Consider the following 20,524-nt stretch of genomic DNA (forward strand, 5'->3'; position numbering starts at 1 on the left):
GGTCCGGGGCGTCAGCCCCTCGCCGTGACGACCGGCATCTGCGACGTGTCGATGCGCGGATCCGAGTCCTGCCGCTCGACGACGGCCTCCGCCTCCTGGCGCGTCTCGACGGCGGGCACCGAGCCGATGAGGGGGCGCTGCGCCGACTCGCGCATCGTGAGCATCGCGACGCCGCCGAGCGCCGCGAAGAACATGATGTAGAACGCCGGCATGAACGTGTTGCCGGTGAGCTCGATGAGGCCCTGCGAGAACAGCGGCGTCGTGCCGCCGAAGAGCGACACCGCGAGGTTGTACGCGATGCCCATCGCGCCGAAGCGCGTCGCGGTCGGGAAGAGCGCCGGCAGCGCCGAGGCCGAGATCGCCACGTAGAACGCGACGGGGATGGCGACCATCGCGAGCGCGACGAACACCGCCCACTCCTCGCCGATCTGCATGATCGCGAACGCGGGCACCATGAGCACGATCGTCGAGACCACCGCGATGCCGTACACGGGCTTGCGGCCGATGCGATCCGAGAGCCTGCCGATGAGGGGCAGGCACGCCGACATGAGCACGAGCACCGGCACGGTCGCGACGGCGGCCATGAGGTTCGACACCCCCACCTCGGTCTCGAGGTACGTCGGCATGTAGCTCGTGAGCGCGTAGCCTGCGGAGTTCGTCGCCGCGACGAGCGCGATCGCGATGAGGATCGCGCGCCAGTGGTGCCGCAGGATGCCGCCGATGCCGTGGCGCGCGAGCGGGTCGTCGGCGGCCTTCGACGTCGAGCCCGCCTGCGCGGCGAGCTCGAACGACGGCGTCTCGGGGATGCGCAGGCGGAACCAGATCGCGACGGCGCCGAGCGGGATGGCGAGGAGGAAGGGGATGCGCCAGCCGTACTCGAGCATGGCGTCGGGCCCCGAGATCGACTGCGTGATCAGGGTCGTGAGCGCGACGACCGACGCGCCCGCCGCGAAGCCGACGTACGAGCCGACGTCGAGCCACGACGCCCAGAAGCCGCGGCTGCGGTCGGGCGAGAACTCGGTGACGTACGTCGTGGCGCCCGCGTACTCGCCGCCGGTCGAGAAGCCCTGGATCATCTTCAGCAGGTACAGCGGCACGATGGCCCACAGGCCGATCTGCGCCGAGGTCGGCAGCAGGCCGATGAGCGCCGTGGCGGTGGCCATCATCGCCATCGTCAGGAACAGCACCTTCTGGCGCCCGATGCGGTCGCCGAGCGGGCCGAGCACGATGCCGCCGAGCGGGCGCACCATGAACGAGATCGCGAAGCCCAGCAGGGTGACGAGGATGCCCCACGGCTCCGGCAGGTCGGCGGTGAACACCGCCGTGAGCGTCACGGTGAGGTAGCCGTAGATGCCGAAGTCGAACCACTCCATGAAGTTGCCGACGACGGTGCCGGAGATGGCGGTGCGCACCGTGCGCTTCTCGACGACGATGACGTCGTCGACCTCGAGCCTCCCGGGCTGCCTGGCCGTGCCTGCGGGATCCGATCCGCGTTCGTGCGCTGCGGTCATGGTCGTGCGTTCCTTCCACTGGTGCGGCGCACGCGACGCGGATGGCCTCCGCGAGCGGGCGCACAGGGGTGCGGAAGGGTCACGGTACTCGGGTTCACCGCGGCCTCGCACGCGCTTGCCCGGGTGCGGGGCGGCGTGCACGGCGGGCGCGGGTGCGCCGGGCGCCTCAGAGCAGGTCGCGGAACTGGGGCGGCAGCACGACGTTGTCGGATGCGCCGGCGAAGAGCGGTGCGATCTCGTGCGGCTGGTAGCCGGCGATGCCCGTGCCGATGGGCGTGACGAGGAACCGCAGCTCGGGGTGCTCGGCGGCGAAGCGCAGGAAGGCTGCGACGCGGTCCGCCATGACGGCGGGTCCGCTCATCGTGTCGATGGCGTACGACTGCCCGTGCAGGCCGTCGCCCTCGCCCCAGACCGCGCCGAAGCGGTCGGCGGCGGTCCTGGCTGCGCCGGCGGCGTGGGCGCCGTCGGCGTTGGAGCCGAAGACGAAGACCTCGTCGGGGCCGAGCTCGGTGATGGGCTGCATGTCGGCGATCGTGCCAGCGCACGCCGCGTGCGTCGAGGGGTGGACGACCGCTCGTGCCATCCGCCACGCCCGGGATGCATGAGGCGTCCTCCGAACGGGAATGGATCGGCCCGGTCGTGGTTGGATTGCTTCAGATTCGAAATACTTGGATCGAAGGACCAGCAGGAGGCGGCCATGAGCAGCATGCAGTTCGGCATCTTCACGGTGAGCGACATCACCCGCGACCCCACGACCGGCACGACGCCGACCGAGGCGAAGCGCATCCAGGACGTCGTGACGATCGCGAGGAAGGCCGAGGAGGTCGGCCTCGACGTCTTCGCGCTCGGCGAGCACCACAACCCGCCGTTCTTCTCCTCGAGCCCCACGACGACGCTCGCGTACATCGCGGCGCAGACCACGCGTCTGCAGCTGTCCACCGCCACGACGCTCATCACCACGAACGACCCGGTGAAGATCGCCGAGGACTACGCGATGCTGCAGCACCTCGCCGAGGGCCGCGTCGACCTCACCCTCGGTCGCGGCAACACCGGGCCGGTCTACCCGTGGTTCGGCTACGACATCCGCGACGGCCTGTCGCTCGCGATCGAGCACTACGCCCTGCTGCGCCGCCTCTGGACCGAGACGAACGTCAGCTGGTCGGGCAAGCACCGCACACCCCTCACGGGCTACACGTCGACGCCTGCGCCGCTCGACGGGGTCGCGCCGTTCGTATGGCACGGCTCGATCCGCACCCCGCAGATCGCCGAGCAGGCGGCGTTCTACGGCGACGGCTTCTTCCACAACAACATCTTCTGGAACAAGGAGCACACCCAGCAGATGGTCGAGCTGTACCGCAGGCGCTTCGAGCACCACGGCCACGGCGCGAAGGAGGAGGCGATCGTCGGCCTCGGCGGCCAGATCTTCATGGCCGAGACCGAGGCCGAGGCGAAGCGCCGCTTCCGCCCGTACTTCGACGAGGCACCGGTGTACGGCCACGGCCCGAGCCTCGAGGACTTCACGGCGCAGACGCCGCTCACGGTCGGCACCCCCGAGCAGGTCATCGAGAAGACGCTCTCGTTCCGCGACTACGCGGGCGACTACCAGCGCCAGCTCTTCCTCATCGACCACGCCGGCCTGCCGCTCGAGATCGTGCTCGACCAGCTCGAGATGCTCGGCCGCGAGGTCGTGCCGGTGCTGCGCGCCGAGTTCGACCGTCTGCGCGCCCCGGGCGTGCCCGACGCGCCGACGCACGCATCCCGTGTCGCCGCGCGCGACGCGGCGGCGGCCGCGCCCGCATCCGACGCCGTCGTGCGCGACGACGTCGACACGGCAGCGGCGATCGCCCCGAACCGCGCCTAGCCCGCACGTCCCGACGTGCTCGGCCCCCTCTGACGCCAGCAGGGGCCGAGCACCCCGGATGCCCGTCAGGTCCTCGGCCGCTCGCGACCTCGCAGGCGGCCGAGGACCTCACGGGGATCCGGGGCGCTCGACGCCCCACCCCACCACCACGACACGCGACGGATGCGCAGCGGACGATCCCGCACCGCATCCCGGTTGGACATCCAGGAGGAACCCGATGACCGACACGACCCCCACCCGCATCGCGATCGTGAGCGCGGGACTCGGCGATCCGTCGACCACGACGATGCTCGCCACGCGCCTCGGCGCCGCCACGCAGGCCGCGCTCGCCGACGCCGGCCGCACCGCGACGGTCGACGCCGTCGAGCTGCGCCCGCTCGCGCACGACATCGCCACCCACCTCGTGACGCGCGTCGCGTCGCCCGAGCTCGACGACGCCATCCGGCGCGTGACGTCCGCCGACGCGATCGTGGCCGTGACGCCCGTCTTCACGATGTCGTACTCGGGGCTGTTCAAGTCGTTCATCGACGGCATCGGCGAGCGCGAGCTCGCCGGCATCCCCACGCTCCTCGGCGCCACGGGCGGCACGGTGCGGCACTCGATGGTCGTCGACACGGCGCTGCGCCCGCTCTTCGCATACCTCGGCTCCGTCGTCGCCCCCACGGGCGTCTTCGCAGCGACCGAGGACTGGGGACAGGATGCCGCGCTGCAGTCGCGCATCGACCGCGCGGGCCGCGAGCTCGCTCGCCTCGTGCTGCAGATGCCCAGGGCGCCGAAGACCGACCCCTTCGACCCCGAGGGCGGCGCGTTCGACGACTTCGCATCGCTCCTCGGCCGTTGAGGGTCGGGCGATGACCAGCATCGCGCCGTACGCTCGACGCATGACCGCAGCGTCCGAGGCGTGGCGCGCCTACTTCGAGGGCAGCGCCATGCTGGCCGCCGCGCTCGAGCGGCGGCTGAAGGACGCCTGCGGCCTCGACCTCGCCGACTTCAACATCCTGCTCCTGCTGTCGGAGGCCGAGGGCGAGCGGATGCGCATGGGCACGCTCGCGCGCCAGCTCGCGTTCGCACCCGGCCGGCTGACGTATCGCATGCAGCAGATGGAGGCGAAGGGCTGGGTGCGGCGCACCCCCTCGACGACCGACGGTCGCGGGACGGACGCCGGGCTCACCGACGACGGCAGACGTACGCTGCGCAGGGCGCGGCCGCTGCATGCGCGCCACGTCGAGGAGCTCTTCCTCTCGCAGATCTCCGACGACGACGCCGCGCACCTCGGGGGCATCTTCTCGCCGGTGCGCGCGACGCTGCTCGGCGAGTGCGAGACGGCCGTCGTGCCCGACGAGCAGGTCTAGACGCCGCCGCGCCGCGTCAGGCCGCGACGAGCACGACCGTCTCGTTCGCGGTGATCGTCGGCGGCGGTGCGCCGACCTCCGCGGCGAGCGCCGCGATGGCCTCCGCCGCCTGCGCAGCACGGCTGCTCGACGCGAAGGCGTCGCCCTGCGCCGCGAGGTCGGCGGCGCTCCAGCCCGCCGCCGTGAGGTCGACGGTCAGGGCTGCGACGCCTGCGTCGACCCCGGCACGCACCGAGAGGCCCGAGATGGGGCCATCGAGCGCAGGACCCGCCGGCGCCGAGCCCGGCTGCCCGAGCGCCCCCGACGCGCGCAGCGCCGCGAGGCCGTCGAGCAGGTCGGCGAGCGCGGCGTCGGGGGTCGCATCCCACTCGATCTCCACGTCGTCGTACGGCTCGCCGTCGCCCGACCAGCGCAGCGACCACCGGACGCCGCCGAACGCCTCCTCGAGCGCCCGAGCCTCGACCGCCTCGCGGACGAGCGCAGCGGCCGTGGAGAGGTCGCCGCCCGATGCGGACGCGCTCGCCACGACGCCGCCGCCGTCGCTCGCGCCGAGCGCGACGAGGTCGAGGCGGTGCATGGCCGCGGCTGCCGCGGCCGCCGCATCCTGATCCATCGCCTCCGCCGGCATCCCGCCGATCGACGAGCGGCTCGCCAGCTCGATGGTGGTCACGACGCACGGCGACTCGCCGGGGGCCGCCCATGCCGCCTCGAGGATGCGGGCGGTCTCGGCCTCCGAGACGCCCTCGCCCAGCCGCACGGCGATCGAGCACTCGGGCGAGACGCCGATGGTGCGATCGACCGTGCGCACCTCGACGACGCCGCCGTCACCCACGACGCGCTCGACGGCCGCGACGGCGCCGGGCGCCGCGAGCGCCATCGGCGAGCAGGCGGCGAGGAGGCCGCCGCCGGCGAGCACGAGCACCGCAGCGCCCGCCGCGATCCAGCGCCAGCGACCCCGACCCCGTGCCATCCGGTCAGGGTACGTGCGCGGCCTGGGCGGGCGCCGGTCGTCGGTCGTCGGCTCCGGCGCGTCACCGTCCGCCCTGCGGCAGCGGGCCCGGCGCGTCCGCGTCCGCCGCGCGGCAGCGGACGCCTGGTCGTCACGAGCCGGGCTCGAGGGCTGCCCGTAGCATCCTCATGTGCCTCCCACGCCGCATGCCGTCACGTCCGTCGTCGCAGACGGCGTCGGGCTCGTGGGCGTCGGGTTCGGCTCGCTGCTCGTCGCCGCGCCGCGCACGGGTGGCCGCTCGCTGCGGCTCGACGCCGCGAGCGTGCGCCGTCGACGCGCCCTGGGCGTCGTCGACCTGACGCTCGGCATCACCATCCTGCGCATGCGGGGCTCGCGATGCCGATGGCTGCCGCTCGCCGCGCACAGCGTCATGCACCTGCCCTTCGCTCGCGAGTACGCGCGCGGCGGACGCCCGGTCGGCGCCGCCATCATGTGCGCGCTGCTCGCATTCGACGCGGCGGTCGCCGTCGCCGCCTCGCGGCGCTGAGCCACCACCCGCCCGCCGTGCCGCGCACGCTGGCGTGTCGTGCATCCATTCGTTAGGCTAACGAATCGCATGCCTCGATCCCTCGCACTCTCCAACGACCTCCGCATCGCCGTCGCGCGCCTCTCGCGCCGCCTGCGACGCTCGGTCGCCGACGAGACGCTCGGGTTCCCGCACATGTCGGCGCTCGGCACCATGCAGAAGTGCGGCCCCATCACGCTGCAGGATCTCTCGACCAAGGAGCGCGTGACGCCGCCGAGCATGCTGCGCACCGTGCAGGGGCTCGTCGACCACGGGTACGTCGATCGCACCCCGCACGAGACCGACGGTCGCAAGCAGCTGCTCGTCATCACCGACGAGGGCCAGCAGATGATCGACGAGACGCGCCGACGCCGCAACGCGTGGCTCGCGGCGCACCTCGACGCCCTCACGCCCGACGAGCGCGCCACCCTGCAGCGCGCCGCCCAGATCATGGAGCGCATCGCCGAGGCCGAGGCATGACGCGCCTCGGCACCCACCCCATCCCATCCCCTCGGCGAGCGGAGGCCCGCGCATGATGTTCCGCTCGCTGCGCCTGTTCAACTACCGCACCTGGTTCATCGGCGCCCTCATCTCGAACGTCGGCGCCTGGATGCAGGCCACGGCGCTCTCGTGGATCACGCTGACGCAGCTCACCGACCAGGATGCGACGGCCGTGGGCGTCACCATGGCGCTGCAGTTCGGGCCGCAGCTGCTGCTCGTGCCGATCTCGGGCCTCGTCGCCGATCGCTTCCCGAAGCGCAACGTGCTGCTCGTCACGCAGTCGACGCTCGGGCTCCTGTCGCTCGCGCTCGGCGTGCTCGCGCTCTCGGGTGTGCTCGAGCTCTGGATGGTGTGGGCGTTCGCCGCCCTCTTCGGCTCGACGCAGGCCTTCGACAACCCCGCGCGGCAGGCGTTCGTCTCCGAGATCGTCGGCCAGGACCAGATCTCGAACGCCGTCGCGCTGAACTCCGCGTCGTTCCACGGCGCGCGCCTCGTGGGCCCCGCCGTCGCCGGCCTGTCGATCGCGCTCCTCGGCGCCGGCCCGGTGTTCCTGCTGAACGCCTTCACGTTCGTGGCGATGATCGTCGCGCTCCTGCGGCTGCGGCGCGACGAGCTGCAACCTGCGCCGCGGGGCGCGCGCGGCCTCGGCGACATCGTGCAGGGCATGCGCTACGTCGGCAGGCGGCACGACATCGTCGTCGTCATGGTCATGGCGTTCACCCTCGGCACGTTCGGCCTGAACTTCCCAATCTTCATCTCGACCATGACGGTCGAGTTCGGCGCCGACGCCGACACCTTCGGCCTGCTGTCGTCGGCGATGGCCATCGGCTCGGTGTCCGGCGCGCTGCTCGCCGCACGCTCGGAGCGGCCGCGATGGACGCTCGTCATCGGCGGCCTCGGCGCGTTCGCCATCGCCTGCGCGATCCTCGCCTGGGTGCCGAACCTGTGGCTCTTCGCCGCAGGCCTCGCGCTCGCGGGCTTCACGGCGCAGCTGTTCATGACGAACGCGAACTCGACGGTGCAGCTGTCGACGGCGCCCGAGATGCGCGGCCGCGTCATGGCGCTCTACTCGGCGGTGTTCCTCGGCGGCACGCCCATCGGCGCGCCGATCGTCGGCTGGGTCGCGGATGCGTACGGCCCGCGCTGGGCGATCATGGTCGCGGTGGCGACGGCGCTGCTCGCCTTCCTCATCGGCGCGGTCTGGTGGTCGCGTCAGCGTCGCGCCGACCGCATGACCCGCACCGGCACCCTGCGGCTCGCCGAGGTCACCGAGGAGCTGCAGACCACGAAGTCGTGACGCCTCGCGCGCCGGGATGCGCGCTCAGCGAGGGCTCGCGCGCGCATCGCACGCGAGGGCGCGCTCCGTGCGCATCCCGGCGGCAGCACCCCGCTCGCCGGCCCGGTCATTCACATTCGAACGAATCGGGAATGCCTGCGCACGCGCTGCGTTGCAGCCCACGGGTCGATGGCGACCCGCTCCATCCGCCCATCGAATCCGAGGAGCCGTCATGACGATCGTCGACCGCACCGCACCCACCGACCACGAGATCCTCGACGTGCTGCAGTCGCGCTGGAGCCCCCGCGCCTACGAGCCCGTGCCCGTCGACGAGTCGCTGCTCTCGAAGGCCCTCGAGGCCGCCCGATGGAGCCCGAGCGCCTACAACGCGCAGCCGTGGCGCTTCGTCGTCGCACGCCGCGGCAGCGACGCCTTCGACCGCATCGTCGACGCGCTCGCCGAGTTCAACCAGCAGTGGGCGCCCAACGCCTCCGTGCTCATCCTCGCCATCGCCGAGACCGCGAACGAGGAGGGCCGCGCCAACCCCACCGCCGTCTACGACCTGGGTCAGGCCGTCGCGCACCTCACGATCCAGGCGCACGCCGACGGCCTCGTCGTGCACCAGATGTCGGGCTTCGACGCCGCCGCCGCATCCGAGGCGTTCAGCCTCGACGAGCGCCTCGCGCCCATCACGGTCGTCGCGCTCGGCACGCTCGGCGACGCCGACACGCTCGGCGAGATGCTGCGCGAGCGCGAGCACGCACCCCGCGCGCGCAAGCCGCTGTCGGAGATCCTCGTCGGCTGACGCCGCGAGCCCGCCACGTGCGCCGAGGCGCGCATCCCGCATCGGGATGCGCGCCTCGTCGCATGCGGCGGGCGCGTAGCGTTGGGGCATGCCCTCCGACTACGTCTCCCCCGGCCAGGAGTACACGCGCGACACCGACTACATCGAGTCGCGCATCACCGCCGACGGCCGCGACGGCTGGCCCGTCGAGGCCGGCCGCTACCGGCTCGTCGTCGCCCGAGCGTGCCCGTGGGCCAACCGCCTCATCATCGTGCGGCGACTGCTCGGGCTCGAGGATTCGATCTCGCTCGCCATGTGCGGGCCGACGCACGACGCCCGCTCATGGACGTTCGACCTCGACCCGGGCGGCGTCGACCCCGTGCTCGGCATCGAGCGGCTGCAGCAGGCGTACTTCGCGCGCGTGCCCGACTACCCCAAGGGCATCACGGTGCCCGCCATCGTCGACGTGCCCACGGGCGCGGTCGTGACGAACGACTTCGCCCAGATGAGCCTCGACCTCTCCACCGAGTGGCGCGAGCACCACCGCGATGGCGCGCCCGACCTCCTGCCCGCCGAGCTGCGCGAGGAGATGGACGCCGTGATGCGCCGCGTCTACACCGAGGTGAACAACGGCGTCTACCGCTGCGGCTTCGCCGGCAGCCAGGAGTCGTACGACGCTGCCTACGACCGCCTGTGGACCGCGATGGACTGGCTCGAGGAGCGGCTCGCGACGCGCCGCTTCCTCATGGGCGAGCGCATCACCGAGGCCGACGTGCGCCTGTTCACGACGCTCGCGCGCTTCGACCCCGTGTATCACGGGCACTTCAAGGCCAACCGGCAGCGGCTCACCGAGATGCCCAACCTGTGGGCGTACGCGCGCGATCTGTTCCAGACGCCCGGCTTCGGCGACACGATCGACTTCGCGCAGATCAAGCGGCACTACTACGTCGTGCATGAGGACGTGAACCCCTCGGGCATCGTGCCGAAGGGACCGGCGCTCGACGGCTGGCTGACGCCCCACGGACGCGAGGCCCTCGGCGGCTCGCCCTTCGGCGACGGCACGCCCCCGCCCGCGCCGCGCGCTGCCGAGATCGTGCCGCAGCACGCCACGCCCCTGCCAGGGGGCGTCGCGCCCGGCTCCTGACCCCCGCGGTGGATTCGCCGGGCCGGGGCTGCGAGGATCGAGGCATGGCTCGTCTGCTCGCACGCATCGCCGCGGTCGCGGCGGGCGTCGCGGTGCTCGTCGGCGTGACGTGGGGGGTCGCGTCGTCGACCGTGCGCATGCAGGATGCGGCGGGCGCGCCCATCGGCGTCGACCCCGTGTCGGTGCCGGGCTCGTCGGCAGCGCCGACCGCCGCTCCCGCGCCCGGCGAGACGCCCGGGGCTCCGGCGCCGACCGAGGCGGCGCCGCCCGCCGCGCCACCCGCGCAGCCCGCCCCCGTGCAGCCCGCGCCCGTGCAGCCCGCGCCGCCCGCCCCGGCACCGCCGCCCGCCGACGACGACGATGACGACGACGGCGTCGAGGAGCCCGACGACGACTGACGGCTCGCGTCAGCCGCGCACGGCCTCCCGAGCGGCGGCGAGCACGGGCACGAGCGCCGCGAGGCGCTCGTCGCCCACCGGCGGGCCGTCGACCTCGTCGACGAGGCACACGGCGACGCTCGTCGCTCCGACCGCCGCGAGCGCGCGCACGTGCGCGACGAGCGCATCGGCACCACCGGGGCCGAGCGCCGTCGCCGCGGGCATCGACAGGAACACCACCGCAGACGGCTCGCCCGACCTGCCCGCGGCGCGGCGCGCCTCGCGCACCGCCTCCACCCGCTCGCGGGCCACGTCGACGTCGGTGCCCTCGGTGAGGATGACGCCGTCGCCCGCCTCGCCGGCGAGGGCCAGCGTGCGCGGACCGATCGCTCCGACGAGCAGCGGCGGCACCTCTGCGGGCGGCCAGCGCAGCTGCACGGCGTCGAGCTGCACGTAGCGGCCGTCGCGCGACACCGACTCGCCCGCGAGCAACGGCCGCAGCGCCTCGAGGTGCTCGCGCAGCAGCGTCAGCGGCGACCGTGCGCGCACACCCGCCTGCCCCATCCAGTCGAGGACGCCGTGGCCGAAGCCCGGCAGCAGGCGCCCGGGGAAGAGCCGCGCGAGCGTCGCGACCTCCATGGCCTCGAGCGCGACGGTGCGCAGGGGCACGGGCATGAGGCCGATGCCGACGCGGATGCGCGGCGTCGCCGCGAGCAGCGCGGCGGCGGCGGCCACGCCCGACTGGGCGAAGCAGTCCTCCCACACCCACACCTCGTCGAGCCCCGCGGCGTCGGCAGCGGCGCCGAGCGAGAGGTAGCGCTCGGGCGGCTGATCGGGCGGGAGGACGAGGGCGACGGCGACCATGCCGCGACGCTACCGCGCCCCACCGACGCGCGTGCCCGCGGGTGCGTGCGGCCTCCGACCCGCGCGTGGGTGCGCCGCCCGGGCGGATGCGCTTCGCAGGCGATTCCGGCAGGCCGAGGGCACATACCCCTCCGGTGCCGTGATCGCCTGCAGAACGCACGCGGTCAGCGGCCGGGTGGATGCGTCTCCCAGGCGATTGCGGCAGCCGAGGGAACAGACCCCTCCGCTGCCGCGATCGCCTGCGAGACGTGAACTGCCGGGGCCGCGGCGGATGGGAGGCGCCGCAGGCGGCTCAGCGGAAGCGGTAGCCCATGCCGCGCACGGTCTCGATGCGGTCGGCGCCGAGCTTCGCCCGCAGGTAGCGCACGTACACGTCGACGACGTTCGAGCCCGGGTCGAAGTCGTAGCCCCACACGCGCGACAGCAGCTGCCCGCGCGACAGCACCGTGCCCCGGTGTCGCATGAGCTCCTCGGCGAGCGCGAACTCGCGCGCCGACAGGTCGACCTCGCGCCCGTCGAGCCGCGCGCGACGCGTGCGCACGTCGAGCACGACGCCATCCGCCTCCACCTCGCTCGCTGCCGCAGCGCCCTCGCGTCGCATGCGCAGGCGGATGCGGGCGAGCAGCTCGTCGAAGCGGAACGGCTTCGGCACGTAGTCGTCCGCGCCGCCCTCGAGGCCCGCGACGGTGTCGGCGGCCGACGTGCGCGCCGTCAGCATGATGACGGGCACCGTCGCGCCCGAGCCGCGCAGCCGCTCCAGCACCTCGAAGCCATCGATGCCCGGCAGCCCGACGTCGAGGACGACGAGGTCGAACTCGTCGGTGAGCGCGAGGTCGAGCGCGGCGTCGCCCGTGGCCGCGACCGTCGTCGCGAAGCCGGCCGCCCGCAGCCCCTTCTCGACGAACGCGCTGATGCGCTGCTCGTCCTCGGCGATCAGGATCGACGGCATCCGCTCCCCCTCGGTCGGCCGGTCACGCGTGCACACCATCCTCCCCGATGGCCGCGGCCGGCGTGCCGTGGGCGACGTCGTCGGCCGACGCGACGGCGGATGCGTCGACGGGCAGCGAGAGCACGAACGCCGCGCCACCGGCGACGGCGTCGTCGACGCGCGCCGTGCCGCCGTGCGCCTCGGCGATGCGTCGCACGATCGAGAGCCCGAGCCCGCTGCCCTCGCGGCCGCGGCCGGTCTCGACGCGGCGGAAGCGCTCGAACACCGCCTCCTTGTGCGCGTCGGGCACGCCGGGGCCCGCGTCCTGCACGATGAGCTCGACGCGGTCGCCCGCGCGCCGCGACGCGATCGTCACGTCGCCGCCCGCGTGCGTCACGGCGTTCTGCACGAGCTGCAGCATCGCCTGCGTGACGCGCTCGACGTCGAGCATCGCGACGACGGCCGTCGTCGATCCGAGACGCACCGTCGCGCCCTCGATGCCGGACGCCGTCGTCGCGATCTGCTCGGTGAGCTCGGCGACGTCGGTCGCGCGGAAGCGGAAGGCCTCGACGTGGTCGACGCTCGAGGCGCGCTGGATGTCGCCGACGAGCCCCGCCATGCGGTCGAGCTCGGAGATCGCGACGTCGCGCGTCTGCTCGACGTCGGCGGGGTCGCGCGCATCCATGAGCTCGAGGTGGCCCCGCACGATCGTCACGGGCGTCTTCAGCTCGTGACCGACGTCGTCGAGCAGCCTGCGCTGCGCCGCGAGCGACCCGTCGAGGCGGTCGAGCATCGCGTTGACGGTGACGCCGAGCTGCGACACGTCGTCGTTGCCGCTGACCGGCACACGCTCGGAGACGCCGGAGGCGGCGATGCGCTCGGCGAGCATGCGCAGATCGCGGATGGGGCGCAGCAGCCTGCCCGCGATCGCGAAGCCGATGACGACGACGGCGAGCACGCCGATGGCCGCCGCGAGGAGGAAGACGCTCGCCGCCGCATCCAGCTCGGCGAGCTCGGCGACGAGGTCGTAGCCCGTGACGAAGATCGCCTGCGACCCGGCGTCGCCCGAGGTCACCTCCAACGGCACGGCGACGTAGCGCAGCGTGACCTCGGCGTCGGCGATCGTGCCGATGACGACGTCGCTGCCCCCGGTCTCGCCCGTGACGCGCGCGGCGAGGTCGGGGAAGCGATCGAGGTCGACGTCCATCCGCACGCCGGGGACGAACGCCGCCTGGCCGTCGACGACGCCGAGCGCACCCGTGTGGTCGTCGGGCGCGATGCGCGACAGCGCGGCGGTGAGCAGCTCGTCGGCGCTGGCCCAGCCGGCCTCCTCGCCCGGCGGATCCTCGGCGAGCTGCCGCACCGCCTCGACCGCAGACACGAGCTGCGTGTCGACCTGGTCGAGGATGCGGCTGCGCTCGACGAGGTAGGCGGTGACGCCGGCGGCGAGCACCGCGAGGGCCGACACGAGCCCGAGGGCCGCGACGATGCGCGTGCGCACGCTGACGACCGGCAGCCGTGCCCGCCCAGCGCTCATCCCCCCATCCTGCCCGCCCGGCCCCCGACGCACGCGCAGATGAGAGCAGTCTCATGCGCGGCCAGCGCGTGCCCAGGGGTTCCTGGGAGGATCGTGGACATGGAGGCGCGTCTGCTCGAGGAGGCGCTCGGGCGCACCGGGCGGCTCATCTCGCGCGACCCGTTCGGGTCGGGCGTCATCGCGGGGTTCGAGGTCGACGACGACGGCGCGACGCTCACCTACTTCGTCGACACCTCCGGCGAGTCGGTGCCCGAGGAGACGGGGCTCGTGCTGCGCGTCGGCGACGCGGTGCGCGCCCGCGTCTGGCTGCACCCCGCCGACCCGCGGCTGCCGACGCTCGCCGTCGCCGCGTTCGGCGAGTCGGCGGCGCGGCTGCTCGAGCGCTTCGGCATCGCCGGCACCTTCACCTCCGAGATCGTCGCGTACCGCCCCGGCAAGCGCGCCGTGCTGCGCCTGCACGGCGAGCACGCCGACCACTTCCTGAAGATCGTGCCGCCGGGTGCCACCGAGCACATCGCGCAGCTGCACTCGGCGTTCGCGAAGGCGGGCGTGCCCGTGCCGCGCATCCCCAGGTGGGCGCCGCAGGGCTGCATGCTGATCGAGCAGGCCCCCGGGCTCGCCGGCCCGAAGGCTGCGATGCAGCTGGCACCGGATGCGCTGCTGGGCGCCGTCGACGTCGTGCGCCTCGGCCTCGAGCGCGCCGACGTCTCGGGTGCCGCGCGGCCGGTGCTCGCGTCGCGCATCGACTGGTACGCAGCACGGCTCGCTCGCGCCTGGCCCGCTCGCGCAGGCACGGCGATGGCGCTGCGGACGGCCATCCACCAGCGGCGACGCGACGTCACGTTGCCGGTCGTCGTGCACGGCGACCTGCATCTGGGGCAGCTGTTCTTCGACGGCGGTGCCGTCTCCGGGCTCATCGACGTCGACACCGCAGGCGTCGGCGACCGCGACGAGGACTCGGCGGCATTCATCGGCCACGCGCGCACGAGCGCGCTGCTCACCGAGGATGCCGGGCGCGAGGAGGCCGCGGTCGCGCTGCACGTGCTCGCCGACGTCGCCGCCGAGCGCTGGCTCGACGGGCCGCACTCGCGCGCGCTCACGGCGGCGCATCTCGCGGCGCACGCCCTGTCGGCCGCCGAGCAGGGCGCGCATGGCCGTGCCGACCGCATGCTCGACGAGGCGGCATCGCTCGTGGGCGTCGCGGCGTCGTCGCTGCGCTGACTGGTCGCTCGTCGGGGTGAGTGGTCGCTCGTCGGGATGAGTGGTCGCTCGTCGGGGTGACTGGTCGCTCGTCGGGCCGGCTGGGCGCTCTTCGCGGCGCGAGACGGCCATCGTCGCGCCGCGAGCCACCCGCACGTCCGCATGAGAGGTCTCTCATCGGCTCGTCACGCGGGGCTCACGGCCGCTCGGGATGGTGGTCTCGCACCAGCAGGAGACATCACACCACCAAGGAGACCCACCATGGAGAAGCGCACCTGGATCACCGTCGGCGCCGCCGGCACCCTCGGCCTCGGCCTCGTCGCGGTCGGCGCGTTGGCCACCGCCAACGCCATGGACGTCGACGACTCCACGCAGGTCGCCCAGGGCGGCGTCGTGCTCGGCAGCGGCCTCGTCGAGAAGTCGGGCGTCACCGTTCGCGTGACCGGCGACCACGCCTCCGTCGTCTCCGCCCCGAGCCCGACGGATGCGCCGGCCGCACCCGCACCCACGACCTCGGCGCCGTCGGCACCCGCAGCGCCGGCACCCGCCCCGGCGCCCGCACCCACCGCATCCGCGCCGTCCGCCGTCGCCGCACCCGCCCCGGCGCCCGCACCAGCGCCGGCACCCGCCCCGGCGCCCGCACCCACCTGGGACAGCGCGCCGTCGGCGGCCAGCCCCGTCTCGCCCGTCTCTGCCCCCTCGGGCGACTGACGAGGGCTGGAGGGGCCGGAGGACGCTCGCGAGCTGCCTCCGGCCCCTCCGCTCATCCGGTGGACGTCGTCGGAGGGAGGGCCACGGTGGTCACCATTCGTTGCGACGAGCGACCACTCGGCACCACGAGCGACCAGTCAGTCCCAACGAGCGACCAGTCAGGCCAACGAGCGACCAGTCACGAGCCGAACGTCGCCCTCGCATCGGCCACGATCGCCGGGTCGCGGAACGCCGAGAGCGCCGTCGCCGCCAGCATGACCGCACCGTCGGCGATCGTCGGCGGGGCGAGCTCGGGCGAGCCCGCCGCCGCCGCGAACTCGCGCGTGTGCGGCGCGACGTCGCGAGCGAGGCAGATCATCGGATGCAGCGACGGCACCACGTGCGAGACGTTGCCCATGTCGGTCGAGCCCGCGAGGGTCGGGTCGGGCTCGAGCTCGCGTCCCAGCACGCCGTACGCCGCCTCGGCCACGTCGACGAGCGTCGGGTTCGACCGCAGCGAGAAGTACGGCGGCGTGTTCTCGGCGATCTCGACCGTCGTGCCCGTCGCGAGCGCCGCACCCTCGAAGCACGCGCGCACGCGCGGCACGACGTCGCTCAGCAGGTGATCGCGATCCCCGGCGCGCACGAAGATGCGCAGCGCTGCGCGCTCGGGGATGATGTTCGGCGCCTGCCCGCCGTTCGTGATGATCGCGTGGATGCGCACGTCGTCGGTCATCTGCTGCCGCAGCATGCCGATGGCGGTGAGCGACAGCGTCGCCCCGTCGAGCGCGTTGCGGCCCAGCTCGGGGGCGGCCGCCGCATGCGCCGCCCTGCCGTGGAAGTCGACGTCGAGCGCGACGCGCGAGAGCGACGAGCCTCGCACCGCGTCCGACCCCGACGGGTGCACCATGATCGCGAGGTCGACGCCGTCGAGCACGCCGCCGTCGATCATGGGCACCTTGCCGGCGGCGCCCTCCTCGCCCGGGCTGCCGATCACGACGAGGTGCGCGGGCACGGGCGATGCCTCGAGCGCATCCTTCACGAGCATGCCCGCGCCGAGGCCGGCTGCGGCGATGACGTTGTGGCCGCACGCGTGGCCGATCTCCTCGAGGGCGTCGTACTCGCAGAAGATCGCGACCGTCGGGGCGTCGGCGCCCGCATCCGGCGTCGACCAGCGGCCGACGAACGCGGTGTCGAGGCCGGCGAAGCCACGCTCGACGGCGAAGCCCGCGAGCTCGAGCTCGGCGGTGAGGCGTGCCGCCGCGTGCGTCTCGGTGAAGCGGATCTCGGGATGCGCGTGCAGGTCGGCGGCGACGTCGACGAGCGTCGTCAGCCGCGACTCGAGCAGCGACTGCAGCTCGGCGATCGTCGCGGGCATCGCGGCGATGCCCGCCTCGGCTGCGGGGCGCACGGTGGTGGTGGGCACGGGAGACCTCCTTGGGGTCGGTCGGGGTCGAGGATGGGTGGGTCAGTCGATCGTGAGGCCGTGGCCGGGGCCGACGGGGAGGCCGAGCAGGCCCCACACGACGAACTGCAGCAGCCAGACGCCCCAGATCACGAGCGTGAACGGGATGACGAGGCTGAAGAGCGTGCCGAGCCCCGCCTTCGGCTCCCAGCGCTGCAGCAGGCCGAGGACGACCGGCAGCATCGGGTTCATCGGCACGAGCGGGTTCGTGGCGGAGTCGGTGATGCGGAAGGCCGCCTGCACGTACGCGGGGTCGATGCCGGCGAGCATGAACATCGGCACGAAGATGGGCGCGAGCAGCGTCCACAGCGCCGACCCGCTCGCGAGGAGCAGGGCGGGCAGGGTGCAGAAGAGGCTGAAGAGCACGAGGCCGCCGACGCCGCCGAGGCCCGTCGCCTCCATCGCCTCGGCGCCCGACGTCGCGATGAGCAGGCCGAGCTGCGACCAGTTGAACCATGCGATCGCCTGCGCCGCCGTGAAGATGACGACGATGAACGGCACGAGATCCTTCACGGCGGCGGCCATGTGCTCGGGCACGTCGGTGGCCTTGGTGAGCGTCCTCGCGCCGAGCCCGAACGCGACGCCCGCGACGAGGAAGAGGAAGAGGATGAAGATCGGCAGCGCCGTCATGAACGGCGAGCGCAGGATCTGCCCGCCCTCGCCCTGCAGCGGCGACCCGGGCACGAGCACGACCGTCGCGACGAGCGCGAGGTAGACGACGGTCGCGATGGCTGCGACGCGCAGGCCGCGACGCTCGACGGGCTCGAGCGGCTTCGACGCATCCGCATCCGCGTCGCCACCGGCGTACGGCGTGAGGCGCGGCTCGACGTAGCGCTGGCAGACGACCGTGATCACCACGGCGAGGATGAGCGTCGACGTCGCCATGAAGAAGTAGTTGGCGATGGGCGAGACCGATGCCTCGGGGTCGACGATCTGCGCCGCCGACGTCGTGATGCCCGACAGCAGCACGTCGGTGCCCGCCGGCACGACGTTCGCGCTGAAGCCCGCGACGACCGCGGCGTACGACGCGGCGAAGCCGGCGAGCGGGTGGCGGCCGGCGGCGAGGAACGCGGCGGCGGCGAGCGGCGGCAGGATGACCATCGCCGAGTCGGAGGCGAGGTTGCCCATGAGGCTCACGAGCACGACGACGAACGTCACGGCCCATCCGGGCGCCGCGAGCACCGCGCCGCGCATCGCGGCCTTCAGGAGACCGAGGCGCTCGGCGACGCCGATGCCGAGCATCACCGTGATGATGAGGCCGAGCGGCGGGAACGTCACGAAGTTCTCGATCGCCGTGGTCAGCGCGTACACCGCGCCCTCGCCGGAGAGGATGCTGCGGATCGGAACCGTGTCGCCCGTCGCGGGGTCGACCGTCTCGGCCCCCAGCAGCGCGGCGATGCCGGAGGCGACGGCGACGAGCCCGGCGATGATGAGGAAGAGGTAGAAGGGGTGCGGCAGCCTGTTGCCGACCCGCTCGATGCCGCGCAGGATGCGTCCGCCGACGCCCTTCGCGTCGGCGAGCGTGAGCGTCGTGGTGGTGTCGGTGGCCATGCGTGCTCCGTGGGGTCGGGGTGGCCGCGCCGTCGCGGCGAACGGGCGTTGCGGAGCATCCTGCCGATCGCATGTCACGATCCGTGTCACATGACCGATTCGCACCTCGGATGCTGCCAGGATGATCGACATGCGTCTGCCGTCGTCACCGCATCCGCATGACCTGTCGGATTCGGACCTCGCCCTCGTCACCGCCCTGCAGGACGCGCCGAGGGCGTCGTGGGCGTCGATCGCCCGCACGATCGGAGCCAGCCCGCCGACCGCTCGCCGCCGGTGGGAGGGCATCGTCGACTCGGGCGCCGCATGGGCGACCACGTACGTCGGCTTCGCGGCCGGCCTCCTCTTCGGGCTCGCCGAGGTGCGCTGCCGGCCGGGCACGGTCGACGCCGTCGCGGCGGCGCTGCGCGAGCATCCGAAGGTCATCTCCGTCACCGGCATGACGGGCGATCGCGACCTCGTGCTCACGATCCTCGCCGACGACATGGCGCAGTTCCGCACCCTCATCCAGTCGTGGCTCGGCACGCACGACGCCGTGACCGGCGTGCGCTCGACGATCGTGACGCGCATGTTCTCCGACGGCTCGCGGTGGCGTGCCGTGGGGCCGCCGCACGACGCGCTGCTGCCGACGATGCACGACGCCCGCGCCGACGGCGACGCGGCGACGCGTGCGCAGTGGCGCACCGTGCTCACCGAGCTCGAGCGCGACGGCCGCGCATCGGCGCGCACGCTCGCCGAGCGCCTCGGCACGTCGGAGGCGCACGCGCGCCGCGTCGCGCGCAGGCTGCTCGCGAGCGGCTGGATCCAGCAGCGCATCGACGTGTCGCTCGAGCAGCGGATGTGGCCGCACGCGCTCGCGCTGTGGCTCGTCGTGCCCGCCGCGCGGCTGGAGGCGACGGCGCTGCAGATCGCGAACCTGCCGATGACGCGCATGTGCGCCGCGCTCGCCGGCGGCGCGTCGAACCTCTACGTCATCGTGTGGCTGCGCGAGCTCGAGGACGCCGCGACCATGGAGGCCGAGCTCGCCCGCAGCCTCGAGCTGCGGGTGCTCGACCGCGCCATCCTGCTGCACTACTACAAGCGCGTCGGCCACCTCTTCGACGGCGCGAACCGCCGCGAGGGCCACGTGTCGTGGCTCGCGCCGCTGCCGTGACTCCCCGATGGTCCGCCGTCAGCCCCGCACGGATGCGCACGCAGCGGCATCGTGATCGCGCATCGGCCCTCTGAGACCGCTCAGCGCGCATCTCGGCGCGCGATGGCTCGCCCGGCGTCGCAGCCACCCGGCCAGCGACCGCTTCGCGAGATCGCCGGGTCTCGCGACGGCTGCGCCCTGCGGGCGCGGCATCCTCGACCAGCACCGGTAGGCGTCGACCGACGCAGCGAAGCGCGCATCACCTGGCGGTCGAGGAGCGCGCGAGCGTCAGCGAGCACGCGTCACGAGACCCGCGCACCATCAGGACGCCGGGTCTCGCGACGGCTGCGCCCTGCGGGCGCGGCCTCCTCGACCAGCAGCGGCGATGCCGGTCGAGGAGCGCGCGAGCGCAGCGAGCACGCGTCGCGAGACCCGCGCACCTGCGAGACGCCGGCGCGCGGCCCGGCCTCGACCAGCAGCGGCCGCGTGCGGCAGGATGCGGACGACGCACCCGACCGAAGGAGCCACCATGTCGTTCCAGGCCTACCTCGACGCCGTGGAGGCGAAGACCGGCAGGACCCCGCGCGCGCTCGCCGAGGAGGCGACCGCGCTCGGCTTCGGCGCCGACACGAAGGCCGGCCCCATCCTCGAGTGGTTGCGGGATGTGTACGGCCTCGGCCGCGGGCACGGCATGGCCATGGTGCACGTCATCACGAAGGGCCCGGGCATCGGGTCGAGGCACGTCGGCTCGACCGGCTCGCACCGCGACGAGTCCGACACGCTGTGGCTCGACGGGAAGGACTCGAAGCCCGCCGACTGGGGCGCCTGACGCGCCGACGC

General features: G+C 73.5%; 21 protein-coding genes. 13 read left to right on the forward strand and 8 right to left on the reverse strand.

Annotated features, from left to right (window positions below; translation table 11 throughout):
• Positions 1-11 precede the first annotated feature (11 nt).
• Both ACFQPP_RS00710 and ACFQPP_RS00715 read right to left on the reverse strand, forming a co-directional pair.
• Entirely contained in the window at positions 12-1,511 is a 1,500-nt protein-coding gene (locus tag ACFQPP_RS00710; protein ID WP_376914554.1) for an MFS transporter, read from the reverse strand.
• Positions 1,512-1,677: 166 nt separating this feature from the next.
• The gene (locus ACFQPP_RS00715) at positions 1,678-2,034 is read right to left on the reverse strand and encodes a hypothetical protein (RefSeq protein WP_376914555.1); all 357 of its coding nucleotides are present in this window, start codon (positions 2,032-2,034) and stop codon (positions 1,678-1,680) included.
• 183 nt (positions 2,035-2,217) lie between these two features.
• Here ACFQPP_RS00715 and ACFQPP_RS00720 point away from each other — a divergent pair, with 183 nt between their 5' ends.
• From ACFQPP_RS00720 to ACFQPP_RS00730, 3 genes are all read left to right on the forward strand, one after another.
• Positions 2,218-3,372, forward strand: coding sequence for an LLM class flavin-dependent oxidoreductase (locus ACFQPP_RS00720; RefSeq protein WP_376915281.1), 1,155 nt, complete (start codon positions 2,218-2,220; stop codon positions 3,370-3,372).
• A 217-nt stretch (positions 3,373-3,589) separates the two neighbouring features.
• Positions 3,590-4,213 carry a CE1759 family FMN reductase gene (locus ACFQPP_RS00725; RefSeq protein WP_376914557.1) on the forward strand — a complete coding sequence of 208 codons (624 nt, stop codon included), beginning with the start codon at positions 3,590-3,592 and terminating at the stop codon, positions 4,211-4,213.
• Between the two features lie 40 nt (positions 4,214-4,253).
• Positions 4,254-4,724: a MarR family winged helix-turn-helix transcriptional regulator gene (locus tag ACFQPP_RS00730; RefSeq protein ID WP_376914558.1), complete on the forward strand. Its 471-nt coding sequence runs from the start codon at positions 4,254-4,256 to the stop codon at positions 4,722-4,724.
• A gap of 16 nt (positions 4,725-4,740) precedes the next feature.
• Here the strand turns inward: ACFQPP_RS00730 and ACFQPP_RS00735 are convergent, their stop codons facing one another.
• The gene (locus tag ACFQPP_RS00735) at positions 4,741-5,694 is read right to left on the reverse strand and encodes a hypothetical protein (RefSeq protein ID WP_376914559.1); all 954 of its coding nucleotides are present in this window, start codon (positions 5,692-5,694) and stop codon (positions 4,741-4,743) included.
• Between the two features lie 169 nt (positions 5,695-5,863).
• Here ACFQPP_RS00735 and ACFQPP_RS00740 point away from each other — a divergent pair, with 169 nt between their 5' ends.
• The 6 genes from ACFQPP_RS00740 to ACFQPP_RS00765 all read left to right on the forward strand — a co-directional run bounded on the left by ACFQPP_RS00740 (position 5,864) and on the right by ACFQPP_RS00765 (position 10,341).
• The gene (locus ACFQPP_RS00740; protein ID WP_376914560.1) at positions 5,864-6,220 is read left to right on the forward strand and encodes a hypothetical protein; all 357 of its coding nucleotides are present in this window, start codon (positions 5,864-5,866) and stop codon (positions 6,218-6,220) included.
• 69 nt (positions 6,221-6,289) lie between these two features.
• On the forward strand, positions 6,290-6,718 hold the full coding sequence (locus ACFQPP_RS00745) for a MarR family winged helix-turn-helix transcriptional regulator (RefSeq protein ID WP_376914561.1): 429 nt from the start codon (positions 6,290-6,292) through the stop codon (positions 6,716-6,718).
• A 52-nt stretch (positions 6,719-6,770) separates the two neighbouring features.
• On the forward strand, positions 6,771-8,036 hold the full coding sequence (locus ACFQPP_RS00750; RefSeq protein WP_376914562.1) for an MFS transporter: 1,266 nt from the start codon (positions 6,771-6,773) through the stop codon (positions 8,034-8,036).
• A 211-nt stretch (positions 8,037-8,247) separates the two neighbouring features.
• Positions 8,248-8,820 carry a nitroreductase family protein gene (locus ACFQPP_RS00755; RefSeq protein WP_376914563.1) on the forward strand — a complete coding sequence of 191 codons (573 nt, stop codon included), beginning with the start codon at positions 8,248-8,250 and terminating at the stop codon, positions 8,818-8,820.
• Between the two features lie 88 nt (positions 8,821-8,908).
• Positions 8,909-9,943, forward strand: coding sequence for a glutathione S-transferase family protein (locus tag ACFQPP_RS00760; protein WP_376914564.1), 1,035 nt, complete (start codon positions 8,909-8,911; stop codon positions 9,941-9,943).
• A gap of 44 nt (positions 9,944-9,987) precedes the next feature.
• A complete protein-coding gene (locus ACFQPP_RS00765) occupies positions 9,988-10,341 on the forward strand; it encodes a hypothetical protein (RefSeq protein WP_376914565.1) in 354 nt (117 codons plus the stop codon).
• Positions 10,342-10,350: 9 nt separating this feature from the next.
• Here ACFQPP_RS00765 and ACFQPP_RS00770 read toward each other — a convergent pair whose 3' ends face one another.
• The 3 genes from ACFQPP_RS00770 to ACFQPP_RS00780 form a co-directional block, all read right to left on the reverse strand.
• Positions 10,351-11,184: an LLM class flavin-dependent oxidoreductase gene (locus ACFQPP_RS00770; protein WP_376914566.1), complete on the reverse strand. Its 834-nt coding sequence runs from the start codon at positions 11,182-11,184 to the stop codon at positions 10,351-10,353.
• A gap of 292 nt (positions 11,185-11,476) precedes the next feature.
• On the reverse strand, positions 11,477-12,133 hold the full coding sequence (locus tag ACFQPP_RS00775; protein WP_376914567.1) for a response regulator transcription factor: 657 nt from the start codon (positions 12,131-12,133) through the stop codon (positions 11,477-11,479).
• A 22-nt stretch (positions 12,134-12,155) separates the two neighbouring features.
• Positions 12,156-13,649 carry a sensor histidine kinase gene (locus ACFQPP_RS00780; protein ID WP_376914568.1) on the reverse strand — a complete coding sequence of 498 codons (1,494 nt, stop codon included), beginning with the start codon at positions 13,647-13,649 and terminating at the stop codon, positions 12,156-12,158.
• 99 nt (positions 13,650-13,748) lie between these two features.
• Here ACFQPP_RS00780 and ACFQPP_RS00785 point away from each other — a divergent pair, with 99 nt between their 5' ends.
• Both ACFQPP_RS00785 and ACFQPP_RS00790 read left to right on the forward strand, forming a co-directional pair.
• Positions 13,749-14,870 carry a phosphotransferase gene (locus ACFQPP_RS00785; RefSeq protein ID WP_376914569.1) on the forward strand — a complete coding sequence of 374 codons (1,122 nt, stop codon included), beginning with the start codon at positions 13,749-13,751 and terminating at the stop codon, positions 14,868-14,870.
• 240 nt (positions 14,871-15,110) lie between these two features.
• The gene (locus tag ACFQPP_RS00790) at positions 15,111-15,560 is read left to right on the forward strand and encodes a hypothetical protein (protein ID WP_376914570.1); all 450 of its coding nucleotides are present in this window, start codon (positions 15,111-15,113) and stop codon (positions 15,558-15,560) included.
• Positions 15,561-15,738: 178 nt separating this feature from the next.
• On the opposite strand, the gene ACFQPP_RS00795 is transcribed toward ACFQPP_RS00790, so the two are convergent.
• Both ACFQPP_RS00795 and ACFQPP_RS00800 read right to left on the reverse strand, forming a co-directional pair.
• Positions 15,739-16,965 carry a M20 family metallopeptidase gene (locus ACFQPP_RS00795; RefSeq protein ID WP_376914571.1) on the reverse strand — a complete coding sequence of 409 codons (1,227 nt, stop codon included), beginning with the start codon at positions 16,963-16,965 and terminating at the stop codon, positions 15,739-15,741.
• A gap of 42 nt (positions 16,966-17,007) precedes the next feature.
• Complete coding sequence (locus ACFQPP_RS00800; RefSeq protein ID WP_376914572.1) at positions 17,008-18,555, reverse strand: AbgT family transporter; 1,548 nt, start codon at positions 18,553-18,555, stop codon at positions 17,008-17,010.
• A gap of 121 nt (positions 18,556-18,676) precedes the next feature.
• Between ACFQPP_RS00800 and ACFQPP_RS00805 the strand changes: the two genes are divergently transcribed.
• Together ACFQPP_RS00805 and ACFQPP_RS00810 are read left to right on the forward strand one after the other, a co-directional pair.
• Complete coding sequence (locus ACFQPP_RS00805; protein WP_376914573.1) at positions 18,677-19,705, forward strand: Lrp/AsnC family transcriptional regulator; 1,029 nt, start codon at positions 18,677-18,679, stop codon at positions 19,703-19,705.
• Between the two features lie 508 nt (positions 19,706-20,213).
• The gene (locus ACFQPP_RS00810) at positions 20,214-20,513 is read left to right on the forward strand and encodes a DUF4287 domain-containing protein (protein WP_376914574.1); all 300 of its coding nucleotides are present in this window, start codon (positions 20,214-20,216) and stop codon (positions 20,511-20,513) included.
• Positions 20,514-20,524: the final 11 nt, after the last annotated feature.

Origin of the sequence: Agrococcus sp. GCM10030265, from assembly GCF_042666675.1 — a bacterium.
Classification (GTDB): domain Bacteria; phylum Actinomycetota; class Actinomycetes; order Actinomycetales; family Microbacteriaceae; genus Agrococcus.

Excerpts from the sequence above, each read along its gene's own strand:
- ACFQPP_RS00775 (WP_376914567.1), bottom strand. The coding sequence starts at position 12,133 with ATGCCGTCGATCCTGATCGCCGAGGACGAGCAGCGCATCAGCGCGTTC.
- ACFQPP_RS00770 (WP_376914566.1), bottom strand. The coding sequence starts at position 11,184 with ATGGTCGCCGTCGCCCTCGTCCTCCCGCCCGATCAGCCGCCCGAGCGC.
- ACFQPP_RS00805 (WP_376914573.1), top strand. The coding sequence starts at position 18,677 with ATGATCGACATGCGTCTGCCGTCGTCACCGCATCCGCATGACCTGTCG.
- ACFQPP_RS00725 (WP_376914557.1), top strand. The coding sequence starts at position 3,590 with ATGACCGACACGACCCCCACCCGCATCGCGATCGTGAGCGCGGGACTC.
- ACFQPP_RS00720 (WP_376915281.1), top strand. The coding sequence starts at position 2,218 with ATGCAGTTCGGCATCTTCACGGTGAGCGACATCACCCGCGACCCCACG.
- ACFQPP_RS00745 (WP_376914561.1), top strand. The coding sequence starts at position 6,290 with ATGCCTCGATCCCTCGCACTCTCCAACGACCTCCGCATCGCCGTCGCG.
- ACFQPP_RS00730 (WP_376914558.1), top strand. The coding sequence starts at position 4,254 with ATGACCGCAGCGTCCGAGGCGTGGCGCGCCTACTTCGAGGGCAGCGCC.
- ACFQPP_RS00750 (WP_376914562.1), top strand. The coding sequence starts at position 6,771 with ATGATGTTCCGCTCGCTGCGCCTGTTCAACTACCGCACCTGGTTCATC.
- ACFQPP_RS00710 (WP_376914554.1), bottom strand. The coding sequence starts at position 1,511 with ATGACCGCAGCGCACGAACGCGGATCGGATCCCGCAGGCACGGCCAGG.
- ACFQPP_RS00715 (WP_376914555.1), bottom strand. The coding sequence starts at position 2,034 with ATGCAGCCCATCACCGAGCTCGGCCCCGACGAGGTCTTCGTCTTCGGC.
- ACFQPP_RS00810 (WP_376914574.1), top strand. The coding sequence starts at position 20,214 with ATGTCGTTCCAGGCCTACCTCGACGCCGTGGAGGCGAAGACCGGCAGG.
- ACFQPP_RS00800 (WP_376914572.1), bottom strand. The coding sequence starts at position 18,555 with ATGGCCACCGACACCACCACGACGCTCACGCTCGCCGACGCGAAGGGC.
- ACFQPP_RS00785 (WP_376914569.1), top strand. The coding sequence starts at position 13,749 with ATGGAGGCGCGTCTGCTCGAGGAGGCGCTCGGGCGCACCGGGCGGCTC.
- ACFQPP_RS00790 (WP_376914570.1), top strand. The coding sequence starts at position 15,111 with ATGGAGAAGCGCACCTGGATCACCGTCGGCGCCGCCGGCACCCTCGGC.
- ACFQPP_RS00735 (WP_376914559.1), bottom strand. The coding sequence starts at position 5,694 with ATGGCACGGGGTCGGGGTCGCTGGCGCTGGATCGCGGCGGGCGCTGCG.
- ACFQPP_RS00755 (WP_376914563.1), top strand. The coding sequence starts at position 8,248 with ATGACGATCGTCGACCGCACCGCACCCACCGACCACGAGATCCTCGAC.
- ACFQPP_RS00760 (WP_376914564.1), top strand. The coding sequence starts at position 8,909 with ATGCCCTCCGACTACGTCTCCCCCGGCCAGGAGTACACGCGCGACACC.
- ACFQPP_RS00780 (WP_376914568.1), bottom strand. The coding sequence starts at position 13,649 with ATGAGCGCTGGGCGGGCACGGCTGCCGGTCGTCAGCGTGCGCACGCGC.
- ACFQPP_RS00765 (WP_376914565.1), top strand. The coding sequence starts at position 9,988 with ATGGCTCGTCTGCTCGCACGCATCGCCGCGGTCGCGGCGGGCGTCGCG.